We start from the raw sequence: 16,195 nt of genomic DNA on the forward strand, positions 1-16,195 counted from the left end.
GTCACACCTTCAGGTACTTGCGCAGAGCGAAGAACCCGGCCAACGCCGGCATCAGCACGCTCGTCGCGAGGATGAGCGGCAGCTTGGTCAGCACCGCGTCCCAGCCGATGAAGTTGATCAGATTCAGCTTCTCGGACAGGGCGAGACCGTGGTCGATGATGAAGTACCGCGCGGTGACCAGGAATCCGCAGGCGACCCCGCCCCCGATCAGTCCGGCGACCGCCGCCTCCATGATGAACGGCGCCTGGATGTAGAAGCCGGAGGCGCCCACCAGACGCATGATCCCGGTCTCACGCCTGCGGCTGAACGCCGAGACGCGCACGGTGTTGACGATCAGCATCAGCGCCACGACCAGCATGAGTGACATCACCGCGCGCGCGGCCCAGTTCATGCCGTTCAGCAGCCCGAAGAGGTTGTCCAGGATGCCCTTCTGGTCCTGCACGGCGTACACGCCGTCGCGACCGTTGAAGGCGCTCGCGATGACCTTGTACTGCTCCGGGTTCTTCAGCTTGATCCGGTACGACTCCTGCATCTGGTCCGGCGTGATGGTGTTGGCCAGCGGGGTGTCGCCGAACTGCTCCTGATAGTGCTTGTACGCCTCGTCCTGGGACTCGTAGGTGACGTCCTCGACCACCGACATCTTCTTCAGGTCGGCGAGGATCGTCTTCTTCTGGTCCTCGGTGACCGCGCCCTTGGCGCAGTTGGCGTCGCTCTGGGCGTTGCTCTTGTTGCAGAAGTAGATCGAGACGTTGATCTTGTCGTACCAGTAGCCCTTCATCTGGTTGACCTGGTCGCTCATGAGGAGCGACCCGCCGAACAGGGCGAGCGACAGGGCGACGGAGACGATGACGGCGAAGGTCATCGTCAGATTGCGACGAAGACCGACACCGATCTCCGACAGGACGAACTGGGCGCGCATGGCGTCTGGTCAAGCCTTTCCGTCGTGGACTGGTCAGTGCTGGTAGCCGTAGACGCCGCGCGCCTGGTCGCGGACGAGACGGCCCTTGTCCAGCTCGATGACGCGCTTGCGCATCTGGTCCACGATGTTCTGGTCGTGGGTCGCCATCACCACGGTGGTGCCCGTCCGGTTGATGCGGTCGAGCAGCTTCATGATGCCGACGGAGGTCTGCGGGTCGAGGTTGCCGGTGGGCTCGTCGCAGATGAGCAGCTTGGGCCGGTTGACGAAGGCGCGCGCGATGGCGACGCGCTGCTGCTCACCACCGGACAGCTCGCCCGGCCTGCGGTCCTCCTTGCCCCCGAGCCCGACGAGGTCGAGCACCTGCGGCACGGACTTGCGGATCTCGCCCTTGGACTTGCCGATGACCTCCTGCGCGAAGGCCACGTTCTCCGCGACCGTCTTGTTGGGCAGGAGGCGGAAGTCCTGGAAGACCGTGCCCAGCTGGCGGCGGATCTGCGGGACCTTCCAGTTGGAGACGCGTGCGAGGTCCTTGCCCAGGACGTGCACCTGGCCGTGGCTGCACCGCTCCTCGCGGAGGATCAGCCGCAGGAAGGTGGACTTTCCGGAGCCGGAGGACCCCACGAGGAACACGAACTCACCCTTCTCCACCTCCAGGGTCACTTCCCTGAGGGCTGGGTGGGTCTGCTTGGGGTAGACCTTGGAGACACTGTCGAATCGGATCACGGATGCACCACGGATCGCCGGGGGTAGATGAGCGTGACCTTACGCGAACCGGGGAGGGGTGCGCAGTCGCCGGTCAGGGTTGGGTGTGGGTTGTGTGTTTTTGTGCGGGGCATATTCTCGCGGAGCCGGTACCGCGAGGATTCGGTGCGGGGCCCGTGCGGGGCCCGCTTTTGTGGAGCGACCCGCGCGCCGTCCCGGCGAACCTGGCATTGTGGGGGAGGGAACGTTCACGCGCGCGTGGGCGTTGACTGAGTAGGACCGGTGCAAGGAGGGCGAGCGCATGACGTACGACCGGCTGGTGTGCGCGAACTGCGCGGCGCCCGTGAACGAGGGCCGGTGCCCCGTGTGCCGTGCGAACCGCGAGCGGCTGCAGCAGGAGAACTTCCTCTCGGGGCTGAACCCGATGACGCTGGTCGCGCTGCTGGTGGTACTGATCGCCGCGGTGGCGCTGCTGGCCCACCAGACGGTGTAGGGCGCATCCCGAGGACGCGAGACGCGAAGGGGCCCGGAGCTTGCCGCTCCGGGCCCCTCGTCGTTCACTCAGCCGTACGCGCGTGTGTACCTACCGTGCGTACGTCGCCGGCCACGCTCAGGCAGCGGCGCCGCCGCGGCCCTCCATCAGGCGCGGCAGGAACCGGAAGCCGATACCGCCGGCGATCATCGTGGCGGCGCCGACCAGCAGGAACGTGGTCTCCGCCGCACCGGTCTCGGCGAGCTCCTGGCCGTTGCCCTGCGCGGACGGGTTGCTGTCCGAGCTGGTCTCGGTCAGCGCCGAGGAGCCCTGCTCCTGCGGGACGGTGTTGTTGCCGCCGCCGTTGGGGGTGGTGCCGCCGGTGGAACCACCGTTGCCACCGGTGGACCCGCCGCCGTTGCCGCCGTTGCCGCCGGTGGACCCGCCGTTGCCGCCAGTCGAACCGCCGTTGTTGCCGCCGTTGCCGCCAGTCGAACCGCCGCTGTTGCCACCGTTGCCGCCAGTGGACCCGCCGTTGCCGCCGCCGGTCTCGTTACCCCCGGTCTCGTTACCGCCGGTCTCGTTACCGCCGGTCTCGTTACCCCCGGTCTCGTTACCCCCGGTCCCGTTACCGCCGGTCCCGTTACCGCCGGTCTCGTTACCCCCGGTCTCATTACCGCCGGTCTCATTACCGCCGGTCTCATTACCCCCGGTCTCATTACCCCCGGTCTCGCCGTCACAGACGCCGACGACGTCGCAAGGGTCGGTCGGGTCTTCGTCGCCCACGGACGCGACCGCCTTGATGCCGGTGCCGCCGACGCCGGCGGCGATGCCGAGGTCGAGGGCCGAGGCCGCGCCCGCGGCGGTCAGCGAGGCGCCGGCGGCGATCACGGCACCGGCCGCGATGCGCGCGACACGAACCCGCGTCTTCTTCGTCATATGGTTGCTACCCCCAGTAGCTGAATCGTCTTCGAGCGGCGCGCGGGGCAGTGATCAACGGGGGTGGTTGGCGCAATGCAGATCCCCCCGGTTCACATGCGCCCCAGAAATGCGCATGCCACGTTTCACCTTTGCCGCTTTTTGAAAGACCGTCAAGGTCGTTGCGGGCGCGATGTCCAACTGTGCGCTGTTTGCACGTGGTTGAAGTATGTGAGCGTGACGTAAAACCTGGACATCGGCCAACAGAAAAGGCAACTGCCGCTGGAGGAGCGGCAGTTGCCTTGTCGACAAAGAGTCTGCTTGCGGTGTCCCGGGCTGCTACTTGCCCTGTTCCTGCTGCTTGCGCCAGCGAATTCCGGCCTCCAGGAACCCGTCGATCTCGCCGTTGAACACGGCCTCGGGGTTGCCGACCTCGTGCTCGGTGCGCAGGTCCTTGACCATCTGGTACGGGTGCAGGACGTAGGAGCGCATCTGGTTGCCCCAGGAGTTGCCGCCGTCGCCCTTGAGGGCGTCCATCTTGGCCTGCTCCTCCTGGCGGCGGCGCTCGAGCAGCTTCGCCTGGAGGACGTTCATGGCCGTGGCCTTGTTCTGGATCTGCGAGCGCTCGTTCTGGCAGGAGACCACGATGCCGGTCGGGATGTGCGTGAGGCGGACCGCGGAGTCCGTCGTGTTCACACCCTGGCCGCCGGGGCCGGAGGAGCGGTAGACGTCGACGCGCAGCTCGGACTCGTCGATGTCGATGTGGTCGGTCTGCTCGACGACGGGCAGGATCTCGACACCGGCGAAGGAGGTCTGGCGGCGCCCCTGGTTGTCGAAGGGGGAGATGCGCACCAGGCGGTGGGTGCCCTGCTCGACGGAGAGGGTGCCGTAGGCGTAGGGCACCTGCACGGCGAAGGTGGTCGACTTGATGCCGGCCTCTTCGGCGTACGACGTCTCGTAGATCTCGGTCTTGTAGCCGTGCCGCTCGGCCCAGCGCAGGTACATGCGCTGCAGCCGCTCGGCGAAGTCGGCGGCGTCGACGCCGCCGGCCTCGGCCCGGATGTTCACGAGCGCCTCGCGGGAGTCGTACTCACCGGAGAGCAGCGTCCGGACCTCCATCTCGTCCAGCGCCTTCTTGACGGCGGCGAGCTCGGCCTCGGCCTCGGCGCGGGTGTCCGGGTCGTCCTCGGCCTCGGCGAGCTCGAAGAGCACGTCGAGATCGTCGATCCTGCCGCGCAGGGCCTCCGCCTTCCGTACCTCCGCCTGGAGGTGGGAGAGCCGGCTGGTGATCTTCTGCGCCTCGTCCGGGTTGTCCCACAGGGAGGGCGCGGCCGCCTGCTCCTCGAGCAGGGCAATGTCTGCCCTCATCTTGTCGAGGTCCAGAACGGCCTCGATCGACTCCATGGTCGAGGAGAGGGACTTCAGCTCTTCGGATACATCGACGACTGCCACGCATCCAGCGTAACGGCTCCGCCAGCCGGCAAACGCCGCGCTCCCCCGGTACCTCGGGCCTCAGCGGTCCCTCGGACCCCACCAGGGCCGGGCGTGACCGTCCCCGCGCTCCGCGCCCCGGGGCGCGGTCCCGGAGGCCGGCGGCGCCGTCACGGAGACGCCGATCGGCCCGGTGTCCCCGGGGTCCCGTCCGATCCGTCCCCCGACGACGCCCACCACACGCCCGCCCCGAGTACCCCCGCGACCACCACGCCCGCGACGCCCAGCGTCAGCCTTCGCCGCCGCGCCGCGGCCCGGTGGCGGGCGGCGGAGCCGGGGCGGGGCGCACCCGCCGCTCGCGGCACCCGGGCCGTACCCCGCGCGCCTCCCGCCAGCTCGTCGGGTGCCGGCACCCGCATCGACGTGTGCGTGTCCCGGTTGGAGTCCGGCTTCGCCCCGGGCACCAACGGGACCGCTCCCCGCCGTACCCGCTCCCCGGCCCCGGCAGGCGGCGCCGGCCGGTCGGACGACGCCTCCTCGCCCGCCTCCCGCGAGGCCTCCGCGTCCGGCTCGTCCACGTCCAGCGGCGGCATCCCCGCGAGCATCGGCTGAAGCTCCCTGAGCCGGGCGCCCAGCTCCGAGGCCCGCAGCCGCGACGCCGGCGCCTTGGCCAGGCACTGCACGATCAGCCGCCACAGCTCGTCCGGGATGCCCGGCAGCGGCGCCACCGTCTCCGTGACGTGCCGGCGCAGCACCGCGCCCTGATGCCCGCCGCCGAACGGGGTGAAGCCCGCCAGCAGCTCGTACAGGACCGTGGCCAGCGCGTAGATGTCGACGGCCGCCCGCGGGGGCAGGCCCTCCACGATCTCCGGCGCGAGGTAGTCCGGGGTGCCGATGATCTTCGTCGCCCGGGTCCGCTTCGGCGAGTCGATGAGTTTGGCCACACCGAAGTCGGTCAGCAGCGCCGGATGCGCGCCGCCGGGGCCGAGCGGTCCCTGCATGTCCAGCAGCACGTTCTCCGGCTTGACGTCCCGGTGCACGACCCCGGCCGCGTGCGCCGCGGCGAGCCCGTCCGCCACATCGGCCACGATCGCCACGGCCGCCTCGGGCGCCAGTCGCCGCTCCCGCTCCAGCCGGGTGCGCAGATCCGTGCCGCGGACCAGGTCCATGACGAGGGCCAGGTCGTTGCCGTCGACCACCAGGTCGCGTACGGAGACCACGTTCGGGTGCTCCAGGCCCAGCAGCGCCGTCCGCTCCTGCACGAAGCGGCCCACGAGTTCCTGGTCGGACGCGAGGTCCTCGCGCAGCAGCTTGACGGCGACGGGGCCGTCGGGTCCTTCGCCGAGCCACACCGTGCCGGCGCTGCCCCGCCCCAGGATCTGGTTGGCGGTGTACCGGCTACCGATCTTCCGTGCCAAGACTGCTCCTACAGACGCGTGTTGCCGACAAAGCTACGCGTCCGGCGAGCCAACCCTCACCAGGAGCCGGAATTCACCCGCCGGTTGTCGACAAATCCCCAGACCCGCGCCTAGTTCCCGCCGCCGACGTCCTTGATCCAGTTACCCACCGTGCCGACCCAGGAGCTCAGTAGGTGCCAGTAGCTCCCGCCGGTCCCGAACCAGGTGTGCAGCGGCGTCAGTTCCCAGACGAGCCAGCCGGCCACCACCAGGATGATGATCGTGAACAGGCAGCCCTTGAGGCAGCCGAGTCCGGGGATCTTCATCGGGTTCGCGCTGCGCTGCCGCGGCGGCCTCGGCTCGCGGACCGGCCGCCGGGGCTCCGGCTGGGCGGGGGGCGCGTACCGCTGCGGCTGGGGTGCGTACCGCTGCGGCTGCGGCTGTTGCTGCTGCTGGTAGCCGCGGGGTTGGGCCTGGGGAGCCTGCGACCGGCGCGGCGGCTGCTGCTGAGGCCGGGCGACCTGCCGCTGCGGGCGGCGGCGCAGCGGGTCCTCGCCTGGGTCCAGGTACTGGACCTGCGTCTGCTCGTTGCGGTCGCGGGCGGCGCGGAGCTGGTTCTGCCAGGGGTGCGGCTGCTCGGGCTGCTGATCCCCGTACGGCCCGCCGGCGCCGTTCATGTCGCCGGGCGGCCCCTGCGGCATCGGCGGCATCACGCGCGTGGAGTCGGCGCCGCCGTGGGCGGGCAGCACGGTGGTCGGATCGGCCGCGCCGGGCACGCCCGTGTGCGGCAGGACGCTGGTCGCGCCGTTCGGGTCGTACGACGCCGCGCCCTGCGGCAGCACCTGGGTGGGGTCGGCGGCGCCGGGCACGTCGGGAGCGGGCACGGTCGCGGGTGCCGGGTCCGGCGCCAGCAGCGCGCCCACGGCCTCCGCGGCGGCGATCTGCGCGGCGCCCGCGTGCACGCCCACGCCGTCGGCGACGACACGCAGGCCCCGGGCGAGGTTCTCGGCGCTGGGCCGTTCGTCGGGGTTCTTGCGCAGGCAGCGCTCGATGACCGTCCACAGCGGGTCCGGGACGGTGGACGGGCGGCGCGGCTCGGCGCTCAGGTGCTGGTGCAGGACCTCGAGCGCCGACCCGCCGGAGAACGGCGGACGGCCGGTGACCAGCTCGTACAGCAGGATCCCGGCGCCGTAGACGTCGACCGCGGAGGTCTGCGGCCGGCCCTCGGCGGACTCGGGCGCGACGTACGCGGGCGTGCCGACGAACTCGTGGGTGCGGGTGAGTCCGGGCGAGTCGGCCAGACGGGCGATGCCGAAGTCGGTGAGCATCGGGTGCATCTGCCCGCCGTCCTGCCGCAGCAGGACGTTGGCCGGCTTCAGGTCGCGGTGCACGACCCCGTCGGCGTGGCTCGCCGCGAGCGCGTCGGCGATCTGGGCGGTGAGCAGCGCGGCGGCCACGGGTGTGAAGGGCCCGTTCTCGCGCAGGTAGCGGTGCAGGTCGGGGCCGTCGACGAGGTCCATGACCAGCGCCAGCAGATCGCCCTCGACCACCAGGTCGCGCACTCGCACGATGTTCGGATGGGTCAGCCGGAGCAGGACGGACCGCTCCCGCAGGAACCGCATCACGATGTCGGAGTCGTTCGCCAGCTCCTCCTTGAGGACCTTGATGGCGACGGTCTCACCGGGCTGCCCGGGCACGGCCGCTTCCGCGCCCGCCGCCTCCCTCCCCCAAGCTCCTGCGACGAGCTCCGGAGCAGGGGGTGCCCCCATGCGGGCTCGCCAGACGGTCCCGGTGGCACCGCGTCCGAGCGGCTCCTCCAGGAAGTACTTGCTGCCTACCGGCCGCACGTCATGTGCTCCCTGCTGCTTGCTTGCCTGAACCCGCGCTCCCGGGGCGCCCCGCGGGTGCCGCGACCCGTCGTGCGGGTGTTCCGACCCACTTTAGGGCCTGCCTCCGCGGTGCCGGGCGGTCAAGCTGACGCGCCCGGTGCCGCGGCCGCGCCGCGCCGGCTCCTTCCACGGCGACGTACGCACGGGGCCCCGTACATGTTCGACGGAAAGACGCTCGGCTCGGGTCGGTTGGTTGCCCCGTACGGTCATGAACGATCTCAAGCAGGCATCGAGCGGACATTCGATGGGCATGGGCCGGGAACTTTTGCGGGCAGAGCCGACCAATCAAGATCACTTGGCGGTGGGCGGCAGGCGCGCTGTCGGTGGTAGGTGCGAGGATGCCTCCAGAACTGGCCGACGTGCTCGTGCGGTGGTGGGGGAAAGTCCGCGGTGGGGGACCGCGGGGCGGTTTCGCCCCACGCCGGTCGCGGGTGCCCGCGCAGAAGGGACCGCTGACGGCGATGCAGATCCGGCTGACCGTCGTAGATCCGCTGGGCCCGCCCTCCCCCACGGTCCCGGCCTCGCAGGAGCGAGGCGGCCACCCACCGGCGCGCGACCGCGCCGCGCGTTGCGACGTACTGGTCACGGCGCCCGCCGGCACCGCCCTGGCCGCGGTGGCGGCGGCGCTGGCCGCGGCGGTCTGCGGCGAGGGGACCTCGGCGTCCGAGCGGGGCGGCCGGGAGCGGGGCGCGTCCGGCGGCCGGGAGCCGGGAGCCGGCCCGGTGGTGCTGTACGCGGGCGCGGAGCGGCTGGACGCACAGCGCTGCACGCTCGGCGAGCCCCCGCTGCTCGACGGCGCGGTGCTGTCCCTGGGCGCCCCCGCCGACACCGAGCCGCACCCCGAACTCGACGACGCGCCGACCCAGCTGCACGTGGTCGCGGGGCCGGACGCGGGCGGGGTGCACCTGCTGCACGGCGGGCAGATCACGGTGGGCCGTTCCGCCGACGCGGACGTGCCGCTGGACGACCCCGACGTCTCGCGCGTGCACTGCGCGGTGACCGTCGCCCCCGACGGCGGCGTCTCGGTCGCCGACCTGGGCTCCACCAACGGCACGGTCCTGGGCGGCAGGCCCGTCGGGTCCCGCCCGGTCCGCTTCGCGCCGGGAGCGCTGCTGCGCATCGGCGAGTCGGCCCTGCGCCTGACACCGGCCGCGGGACCGGACGCCCGCGTACGGACCACACCCGACGGGGAGGGCCATGTGCGGTTCCCCGCCGGGAACACCCCCGCACCCGCCACCACCACTTCCGCACACGCGCGCGTACGGGACGGCGGCGACGGCGACGGCGACGGCGACGGCAGCGGTGCTCAGGCGGCGGCCACGCGCGCGTACGGCGATGCCGCGGGCCCGACCGTGACCCACCGGGGAACGTTCGCGCCGCACCCGCCGGAACCCCAGGCACACGGGCCCGTCGACCCGACCGTGGTTCCCTCGCAGGCGGGCCCGCCGCGGATCGAGAGCGGTCAAGGCCCGCACGGCTCGGCGCGGCCGCCTGTGCCCTTCGCCATCACGGCCGACGGCGGCACCGGCGTGCCGCAGGTGCTGCGGCGGCGCGGCGGACTCGGGGCGTGGGCGCGGCGGCTGACCGGCGGGCGCGGCGAGCAGGCGTCCGACCGGCGTGGGACGTACGACGGCGGCGCGGCGAACACGCGCGCGCAGGACGCGCCCGCGTGGTCCGCCGCGCCGCAGCAGCCGGAGACCTGGCCGGACCCCGCGGCCCTGCTCCTCGCGGCACTGGGCCCGGGGCCGCGGCTGTGGGAGCGCGGGCCGGGGCACCCGGAGGCGCTCACCGTGCGGCTCGGCACGGCCGACCGGCCGGCGCCCGACGGTTCGGGACTGCTGCCCGCGGTCCCCGTCACCGCCGACCTGCGCGAGGTGGGAGCGCTCGGCCTGGCCGGACCGCGCGCCCGTCTGTCGGGGCTGGCCCGCGCGGTGCTCGCCCAGCTCGCCGCGGCGCACTCCCCCGACACCCTTGAGATCGTGCTGATCAGCGCCGACGGCGGCCGCCCGCTGGAGGAGCGCACCGCCGAGTGGTCCTGGCTCGGCTGGCTGCCCCACGTCCGCCCGGCCCACGGCCAGGACTGCCGCCTCCTGCTCGCCCACGACCGCGAGCAGGCCGCGGCCCGCACGGACGAACTCCTGCGGCGCGTCGAGGACCACACGGCGCACCACTCGGACCACACCGCGGACCACTTGGGCGACGCCCCCGCTTCCGGGACGGACGACGCGCACTCCGGCCCACGGCGGCCCTCCTGGGCGCTGGACGGAGATCCGGCGGGCGAGCAGGGCTTCGCGGGGCCGTACACGGTGGTGGTCGTGGACGGCGACCCCGGCGGCGCCGCGGCGCGCGAGGCGGTGGCTCGCCTGGCGCACGACGGCCCGCGGGCCGGGATACACGTGGTGTGTCTCGCCGAGACGACGCCCGCCTCGCCCGCGTCCCCGGTGACGGACACCTACGAGTCGGCGTGCGCGGTGTCGCCGGGGTTCGGGGAGTGCGGGGCCGTCGCGCTGCTCAGCGGTGACGTGGCGACGGCGTTGCGGCTGATGCGTGTCGCGGGGCACCCGGCCGCGGCCCGTCCGGACGGCGGGGCCGAGCGGATCCGGCGGCACCCGGACGACCCCCTTCGCGCCCCGCGCGCGGACGCGGCCGCCGGGGCCCCGGCGGCACGGGCCCCGCACCGCGACCCCATACCACCCGGCACCATCGCCGTCGTCGACGCGGTGTCCCTGGCGTGGGCCGAGCGGTTCGCGCGGGCCCTGGCGCCCTTGCGGACGGACGGGCCCGGAGCGGACCGGCCGGCCCGGGTGTCGGCGCCGCTGCCCCTGTCGGCGCGGTTGCTCGACGAGCTGGGGCTGGCCCGGGCCACCCCGGCCTCGCTCCAGGCCCGCTGGGCGGACGCGGCCGACGACACGACGGCCCTGGGCGGGCGCGCCTGGACGATACTGGGCGCCGGTCCGCGCGGGCCGGTCTGCGCCGACCTCGTGGCGGACGGACCGCATCTGCTGATCGAGGGACCACCGGGCAGCGGCCGTACGGAACTGCTGCGGTCCGTCGTCGCCTCGCTCGCCGCCGCCGAGCGCCCCGACCGCCTCGGCATCGTGCTGGTGGACGGCCGGGACGGCACCGGCGCGGGCGGCGGGCACGGGGACGGCCTGCGGGTCTGCACGGACGTGCCGCACGTGACCACCCACCTCACCGCCAACGACCCCGTCCGTATGCGGGAGTTCGCCCAGTCGCTGAGCGCCGAGCTGAAACGCCGGGCCGAACTGGTGGGGCTGACGGACTTCACCGAGTGGCACACCCGCCGCGAGGTCTCCGGCCGCATCGTCCCCCAACGCACACCGGCGCCCTCCGGCACACCCGGCCCGACCTCGACTTACGCGGGCGCGGCCGACTCCCACACCACGGGCACCCCGCAGCGGGGGGCGGCGCCCCGCAGCGCGTACGAGCCCGGCCACACCGGCGCAGGCACGGCTCACACGGCTCTGCCCGGCCCGAGGACGACCGGCACCCCGCAGCCAGGGGCGGCGCCCCGCGGCACGTACGAGCCCGGCCACACCGGCGCAGGCACGGCCCACACGGCCCCACCCGGCCCCAGGACAACGGGCACTGATGCGGCCGGCTCCCGCACCGGCACCTCTCAGCAGGGGACGTCGGCCCGCCGCACGTACGAGCCCGGCCACGCCCCCACGGACCCCACCGGCCCAGGCACGGCCCACTCGGCTCTGCCCGGCCCGAGGGCGACCGGCGCGGACGCGGCCCGGGCCGCCCAGCGCGCGGCGGCCGTCCACGGCGCGTTCCCCCCGGGGCACACCGGCACGGGCCCGACCGGACCGGGCGCCGGTGGTGCGGGAGACCTCGACAGCCCGCCCAGTTCGACGATGCGGCTGAGGCCCGCCTCCGCCCGCCGGCAGGCGGAGGCCGCGCCGCCGCTGCCCCGGCTGGTGGTGGTCGTCGACGACCTCGACGCCCTGGTCTCCCCCTCGCTCGGTTCGCCCGGCCGGCCCTCGGCCGGGTCGGTCATCCGCGCGCTGGAGGCGGTGGCCCGCGAGGGCGAGCGCCTCGGCGTCCACCTGGTGGCGGCCACCACGCCCGGCGGACGTACGGCGCAGACCGAACCGGCGCGCCGGGCCACGCTGCGGGTCACGCTGGACGCACCGGCCCAGGGGCTGGACGAGCCGGCGCCCGGACGCGGCCGGCTGGCCTGTGCGGACGGCCGGGTGACGGCGTTCCAGGGCGGCCGCGTCACGGGCCGTATCCCCCGCACGGCGACCCAGCGCCCCACGGTCGTCCCCCTGGAGTGGCACCGCATGGGCGACCCGCCCACCCGGCGCTCGGTACGGGAGTTGGGCAACGGGCCGACGGATCTGGCCCTGCTGGCAAGCGCGTTGGAGCGGGCGGCGCGGGAGGTGTCGGCGGCCCGCGTTCCCTCGTTGCTGTAACCAGGCCCCGCTGCCACCGACAGCTCCGTTGCTGTCGGTGGCCCCGACATCGTCACCAGCCCCACGTCACGTGCGCTCGCCGCCGTGATCAGCTCCTGACTCTGCGTCACGACGTGGTCACGATCGCCCGGTTGACACCGTGGGCGCCCTTGCCGACTCCCGGACCTCGGCGTACACCGGAGCCCACGGGACAGCGCTCGGACGTTCGACGAGAAGCGGAGAACGGGGCAGTCATGCGCAGCACGAGCAGCACCATCCTCAGCCACAGGGCCGCCAGGACCGCGGCGGCCGTCGCCGCGGGAGCACTGGCCCTCTCCCTCACCGCGTGCGGCGGCGGAAGCGACGACAAGAAGAGCGGCGACAACCAGAGCATGGGCCCGAAGCCCGGTGCCGCCGTCACCCTCCCCAAGCTGGACGGCGCGACGCTGGAGGTCGCCGCCGTGTGGACCGGCGGCGAGCAGAAGAACTTCAAGCAGGTCCTCGCCGAGTTCGAGAAACGCACCGGCGCCAAGGTCACCTTCGTCCCCGCCCAGGACCCGATCATCAACTTCCTCGGCTCCAAGATCGCGGGCGGCCAGCCGCCGGACGTGGCGCTGCTTCCGCAGCCCGGTGCCATCAAACAGGCCGTGGACAAGAAGTGGGCCACGCCGCTGGGCCCGGAGGCACAGGCACAGCTCACCAAGAACTACTCGCAGGGCTGGCAGGACATCGGCAAGGTCGACGGCACGCAGTACGGCGCCTACTACAAGGCCGCCAACAAGTCGCTGATCTGGTACAACGCCAAGGTCTTCGAGGACGCGGGCGCGAGCGAGCCCAAGACCTGGAAGGACCTGCTGAGCGCCGCGCAGCAGGTCTACGACTCCGGGGTCACCCCGTTCTCCGTGGGCGGCGCCGACGGCTGGACCCTCACCGACTGGTTCGAGAACGTCTACCTCTCGCAGGCGGGCCCGGAGAAGTACGACCAGCTCGCCCAGCACAAGATCAAGTGGACGGACCCGTCCGTCAGGGACGCGCTGACCACGCTCGCCCAGATCTGGTCCAAGAAGGACTACATCGCGGGCGGCCCGGACGGCGCGCTCCAGACCGAGTTCCCGGCCTCGGTGACCCAGACCTTCACCGGCGGGGGCCAGCCGAAGGCCGGCATGGTCTACGAGGGCGACTTCGCCCAGGTCAACATCGGCGAGACCAAGGCCGAGGTGGGCACGGACGCGAAGGTGTTCCCGTTCCCTGCCGTGGGCTCCACCCCGCCGGTCGTCTCCGGCGGCGACGCGGCCGTGATCCTGAAGGACTCCAAGGCGGCCCAGGCCCTGGTCACCTTCCTGGCCTCGGCGGACGCGGCGACGATCCAGGCGAAGCTCGGCGGCTACCTGTCGCCGAACAAGAACGTGCCCGACTCGGCGTATCCGAACGCGGTCCAGCAGAAGATCGCCAAGGCGCTGATCGACTCGGGCGACGACTTCCGCTTCGACATGTCCGACCAGGCCCCGCAGGCCTTCGGCGGCACGCCCGGCAAGGGCGAGTGGAAGGAACTCCAGGACTTCCTGAAGAACCCGTCGGACGTCACGGGCACCCAGGCGAGGCTGGAGAAGGACGCGGCGGCGGCGTACGGCGGCGGGAGCTGATCCGGCGATGGCGCCGGCCACGGCGGCGGGAGCCCCGACGGGTCCCGCCGCGCCCCGTCGTCGCAAGAGCGTGACCGGCACCCGCAGGACCGTGGCGGCCCTCTTCCTGCTGCCCGCCCTGGTGCTGCTCGGCGCGCTCGTGGTCTACCCCATCGGGTACTCGGTCGTCCGCAGCTTCTACAACGCCTCCGGCGACGGATTCGCCGGATTCGACAACTACAAGGCCCTGTTCACCGACGACGGCATCCGCACCGCGCTGAAGAACAACATCGTGTGGGTGGTGTTCGCGCCCGCGGTCGCCACCGCGCTCGGCCTGGTCTTCGCGGTGCTGACCGAACGGGTGCGCTGGGGAACGGCGTTCAAGCTGGTCGTCTTCATGCCGATGGCGATCTCCATGCTGGCGGCCGGGATCATCTTCCGGCTGGTGTACGACCAGGACCCGGACCGGGGCGTCGCCAACGCGGTGTGGGTCGGTGTGCACGACACCTTCGCGCAGTCCTCGGCGTTCCCGAAGGCCCACCCGGGCCGCGACTCGCCGCTGAGGCCGGACCGGGGCGGCTTCGTCACCTCGGCCACGGTCCGCACCGGCGAGTGGGTGGCCCTGCCCCTCGTCGGCGTCGCCCCCGACCGGATGCCGAAGAGCGCGAAGAAGGCCGTACAGGCCGAGTCGGAGGCCGGGAAGATCACCGGCACGGCCTGGCAGGACTTCACGCGCGGCAAGGGCGTCGGGAGGCTCGGCGCGGTCGACCCGCCGGAGTTCGGCTACGCCGGGATGCGGATCGAGGCGGTCAAGGACGGCAGGGTGGTCGCGTCCACGAAGGCCGCCGACGACGGCACGTTCACACTGCCCGCCCAGGCGGACGGCGCTCGGCTGAGGCTTCCGGCCGGCAACTTCAAGGCACCGTACAACGGCGTGGACTGGCTGGGCCCGACGTTGGTGACCCCGGCCATCATCGGGGCGTACGTGTGGATGTGGGCCGGGTTCGCGATGGTGCTGATCGCCGCCGGGCTCGCGGGCGTGCCCAGGGAGTTGCTGGAGGCGGCCCGGGTCGACGGCGCCAACGAGTGGCAGGTGTTCCGCAGGGTCACCGTGCCGCTGCTGGCGCCCGTGCTCGCGGTCGTCGTGGTCACCCTGATGATCAACGTGCTGAAGATCTTCGACCTGGTCTTCATCATCGCCCCGGGCTCCTCCCAGGACGACGCCAACGTGCTGGCGCTGGAGCTGTACCGCAAGGGGTTCTCGGAGGGTCAACCCGGCATCGCCAGCGCCATCGCGGTGTTCCTGCTGCTGCTGGTCGTCCCGGTGATGCTGTTCAACATGCGGCGGCTGCGGCGGGAGGTACGGCGATGACGGCGCGAGCCGAGAGCCCGGCGGGGACGGCGCCCGTTCCCGAGGCCGTGGCGGCCGAGCGGTCCCTGGGGGCGCGGCTGGCGGAGGCCGTCAGCGGCGGCGCGGTGCGCGTCTTCCTGATCGTGGTGGGCCTGTTCTGGCTGGTTCCCACGATCGGCCTGCTGCTGTCGTCGCTGCGTGCGCCCGAGGACATGAGCGCGAGCGGCTGGTGGACGGTCTTCAGCAAGCCCGCGCAGCTCACCTTAGGCAGTTACCGGAAACTGCTGGAGAACGGCGACATCACCGACTCCCTGGTGAACACGGTGCTGATCACCGTGCCGGCGACGCTCCTGGTGGTCCTCGTCGGCTCGCTGGCGGGCTACGCCTTCGCGTGGATGGAGTTCCCCGGCCGGGACTGGTGGTTCCTGGCCGTGGTCGGCCTGCTGGTCGTGCCGGTACAGGTCGCGCTCATCCCGATCGCCGAACTGTTCGGCAAACTCGGCCTGTTCGGCACGATCTTCGGGGTGATCCTGTTCCACACGGGCTACGGTCTGCCGTTCGCGGTGTTCCTGCTGCGGAACTTCTTCGCGGAGATCCCCCGCGAGCTGCTGGAGGCGGCCCGCCTCGACGGCGCCGGTGAACTGCGGCTGTTCGCCCGCGTGGTGATGCCGCTCGGCGGGCCCGCGATCGCGAGCCTGGGCATCTTCCAGTTCCTGTGGGTGTGGAACGACATGCTGGTCGCGCTGGTGTTCACCAAGTCCGGCACGCAGCCGATCACGGTCGCCCTCCAGACGCAGGTACGCCAGTTCGGCAACAACATCGACGTTCTGGCGCCCGGGGCGTTCATCTCCATGGTGATCCCGCTGGCCGTGTTCTTCGCCTTCCAGCGGCAGTTCGTCTCGGGCGTGATGGCGGGCGCGGTCAAGTAACGGCGCTTGAGCACAACTCGGGGGCGGGCCGGCACCGGCCCGCCCCCGATCCGACACCCGCTCGCAACTGTGTGGCAACCCGCCGGCCGGCAGACCGTCACCCGGAGCCTTTGAACACCGTTTGCTCTTTTGGGAGTCCGTATG

At 72.6% G+C, this 16,195-nt stretch carries 11 protein-coding genes; 5 read left to right on the plus strand and 6 right to left on the minus strand.

Annotation, left to right across the window (positions count from 1 at the left end; genetic code table 11):
- Position 1 precedes the first annotated feature (1 nt).
- Positions 2-919, minus strand: a complete 918-nt coding sequence (ftsX, locus tag OIE49_RS14560) for a permease-like cell division protein FtsX (RefSeq protein ID WP_100569348.1) — start codon at positions 917-919, stop codon at positions 2-4.
- A gap of 33 nt (positions 920-952) precedes the next feature.
- Complete coding sequence (ftsE, locus tag OIE49_RS14565) at positions 953-1,642, minus strand: cell division ATP-binding protein FtsE (protein ID WP_326802691.1); 690 nt, start codon at positions 1,640-1,642, stop codon at positions 953-955.
- Positions 1,643-1,922: 280 nt separating this feature from the next.
- Between ftsE and OIE49_RS14570 the strand changes: the two genes are divergently transcribed.
- Complete coding sequence (locus OIE49_RS14570; RefSeq protein ID WP_100569350.1) at positions 1,923-2,114, plus strand: hypothetical protein; 192 nt, start codon at positions 1,923-1,925, stop codon at positions 2,112-2,114.
- Positions 2,115-2,231: 117 nt separating this feature from the next.
- On the opposite strand, the gene OIE49_RS14575 is transcribed toward OIE49_RS14570, so the two are convergent.
- The 4 genes from OIE49_RS14575 to OIE49_RS14590 all read right to left on the minus strand — a co-directional run bounded on the left by OIE49_RS14575 (position 2,232) and on the right by OIE49_RS14590 (position 7,686).
- Complete coding sequence (locus OIE49_RS14575; RefSeq protein WP_326802692.1) at positions 2,232-3,032, minus strand: hypothetical protein; 801 nt, start codon at positions 3,030-3,032, stop codon at positions 2,232-2,234.
- Positions 3,033-3,350: 318 nt separating this feature from the next.
- Complete coding sequence (prfB, locus tag OIE49_RS14580) at positions 3,351-4,463, minus strand: peptide chain release factor 2 (RefSeq protein WP_326802693.1); 1,113 nt, start codon at positions 4,461-4,463, stop codon at positions 3,351-3,353.
- Positions 4,464-4,612: 149 nt separating this feature from the next.
- Positions 4,613-5,860 carry a serine/threonine-protein kinase gene (locus OIE49_RS14585; protein ID WP_326802694.1) on the minus strand — a complete coding sequence of 416 codons (1,248 nt, stop codon included), beginning with the start codon at positions 5,858-5,860 and terminating at the stop codon, positions 4,613-4,615.
- Positions 5,861-5,970: 110 nt separating this feature from the next.
- Positions 5,971-7,686 carry a serine/threonine-protein kinase gene (locus OIE49_RS14590; protein ID WP_326802695.1) on the minus strand — a complete coding sequence of 572 codons (1,716 nt, stop codon included), beginning with the start codon at positions 7,684-7,686 and terminating at the stop codon, positions 5,971-5,973.
- A gap of 503 nt (positions 7,687-8,189) precedes the next feature.
- On the opposite strand from OIE49_RS14590, the gene OIE49_RS14595 reads away from it, so the two are divergent.
- The 4 genes from OIE49_RS14595 to OIE49_RS14610 all read left to right on the plus strand — a co-directional run bounded on the left by OIE49_RS14595 (position 8,190) and on the right by OIE49_RS14610 (position 16,051).
- Positions 8,190-12,170 (plus strand): FHA domain-containing protein, encoded by a 3,981-nt coding sequence (locus OIE49_RS14595; RefSeq protein ID WP_326806231.1) that lies wholly within the window; start codon positions 8,190-8,192, stop codon positions 12,168-12,170.
- A gap of 233 nt (positions 12,171-12,403) precedes the next feature.
- The gene (locus tag OIE49_RS14600) at positions 12,404-13,792 is read left to right on the plus strand and encodes an ABC transporter substrate-binding protein (protein WP_326802696.1); all 1,389 of its coding nucleotides are present in this window, start codon (positions 12,404-12,406) and stop codon (positions 13,790-13,792) included.
- 7 nt (positions 13,793-13,799) lie between these two features.
- Entirely contained in the window at positions 13,800-15,143 is a 1,344-nt protein-coding gene (locus OIE49_RS14605) for a carbohydrate ABC transporter permease (RefSeq protein ID WP_326802697.1), read from the plus strand.
- Positions 15,140-16,051, plus strand: coding sequence for a carbohydrate ABC transporter permease (locus OIE49_RS14610; protein ID WP_326802698.1), 912 nt, complete (start codon positions 15,140-15,142; stop codon positions 16,049-16,051). The genes OIE49_RS14605 and OIE49_RS14610 overlap by 4 nt, the downstream gene beginning before the upstream one ends.
- Positions 16,052-16,195: the final 144 nt, after the last annotated feature.

Origin of the sequence: Streptomyces sp. NBC_01788 (assembly GCF_035917575.1) — a bacterium.
In the GTDB taxonomy this organism is placed as follows: Bacteria; Actinomycetota; Actinomycetes; order Streptomycetales; family Streptomycetaceae; genus Streptomyces.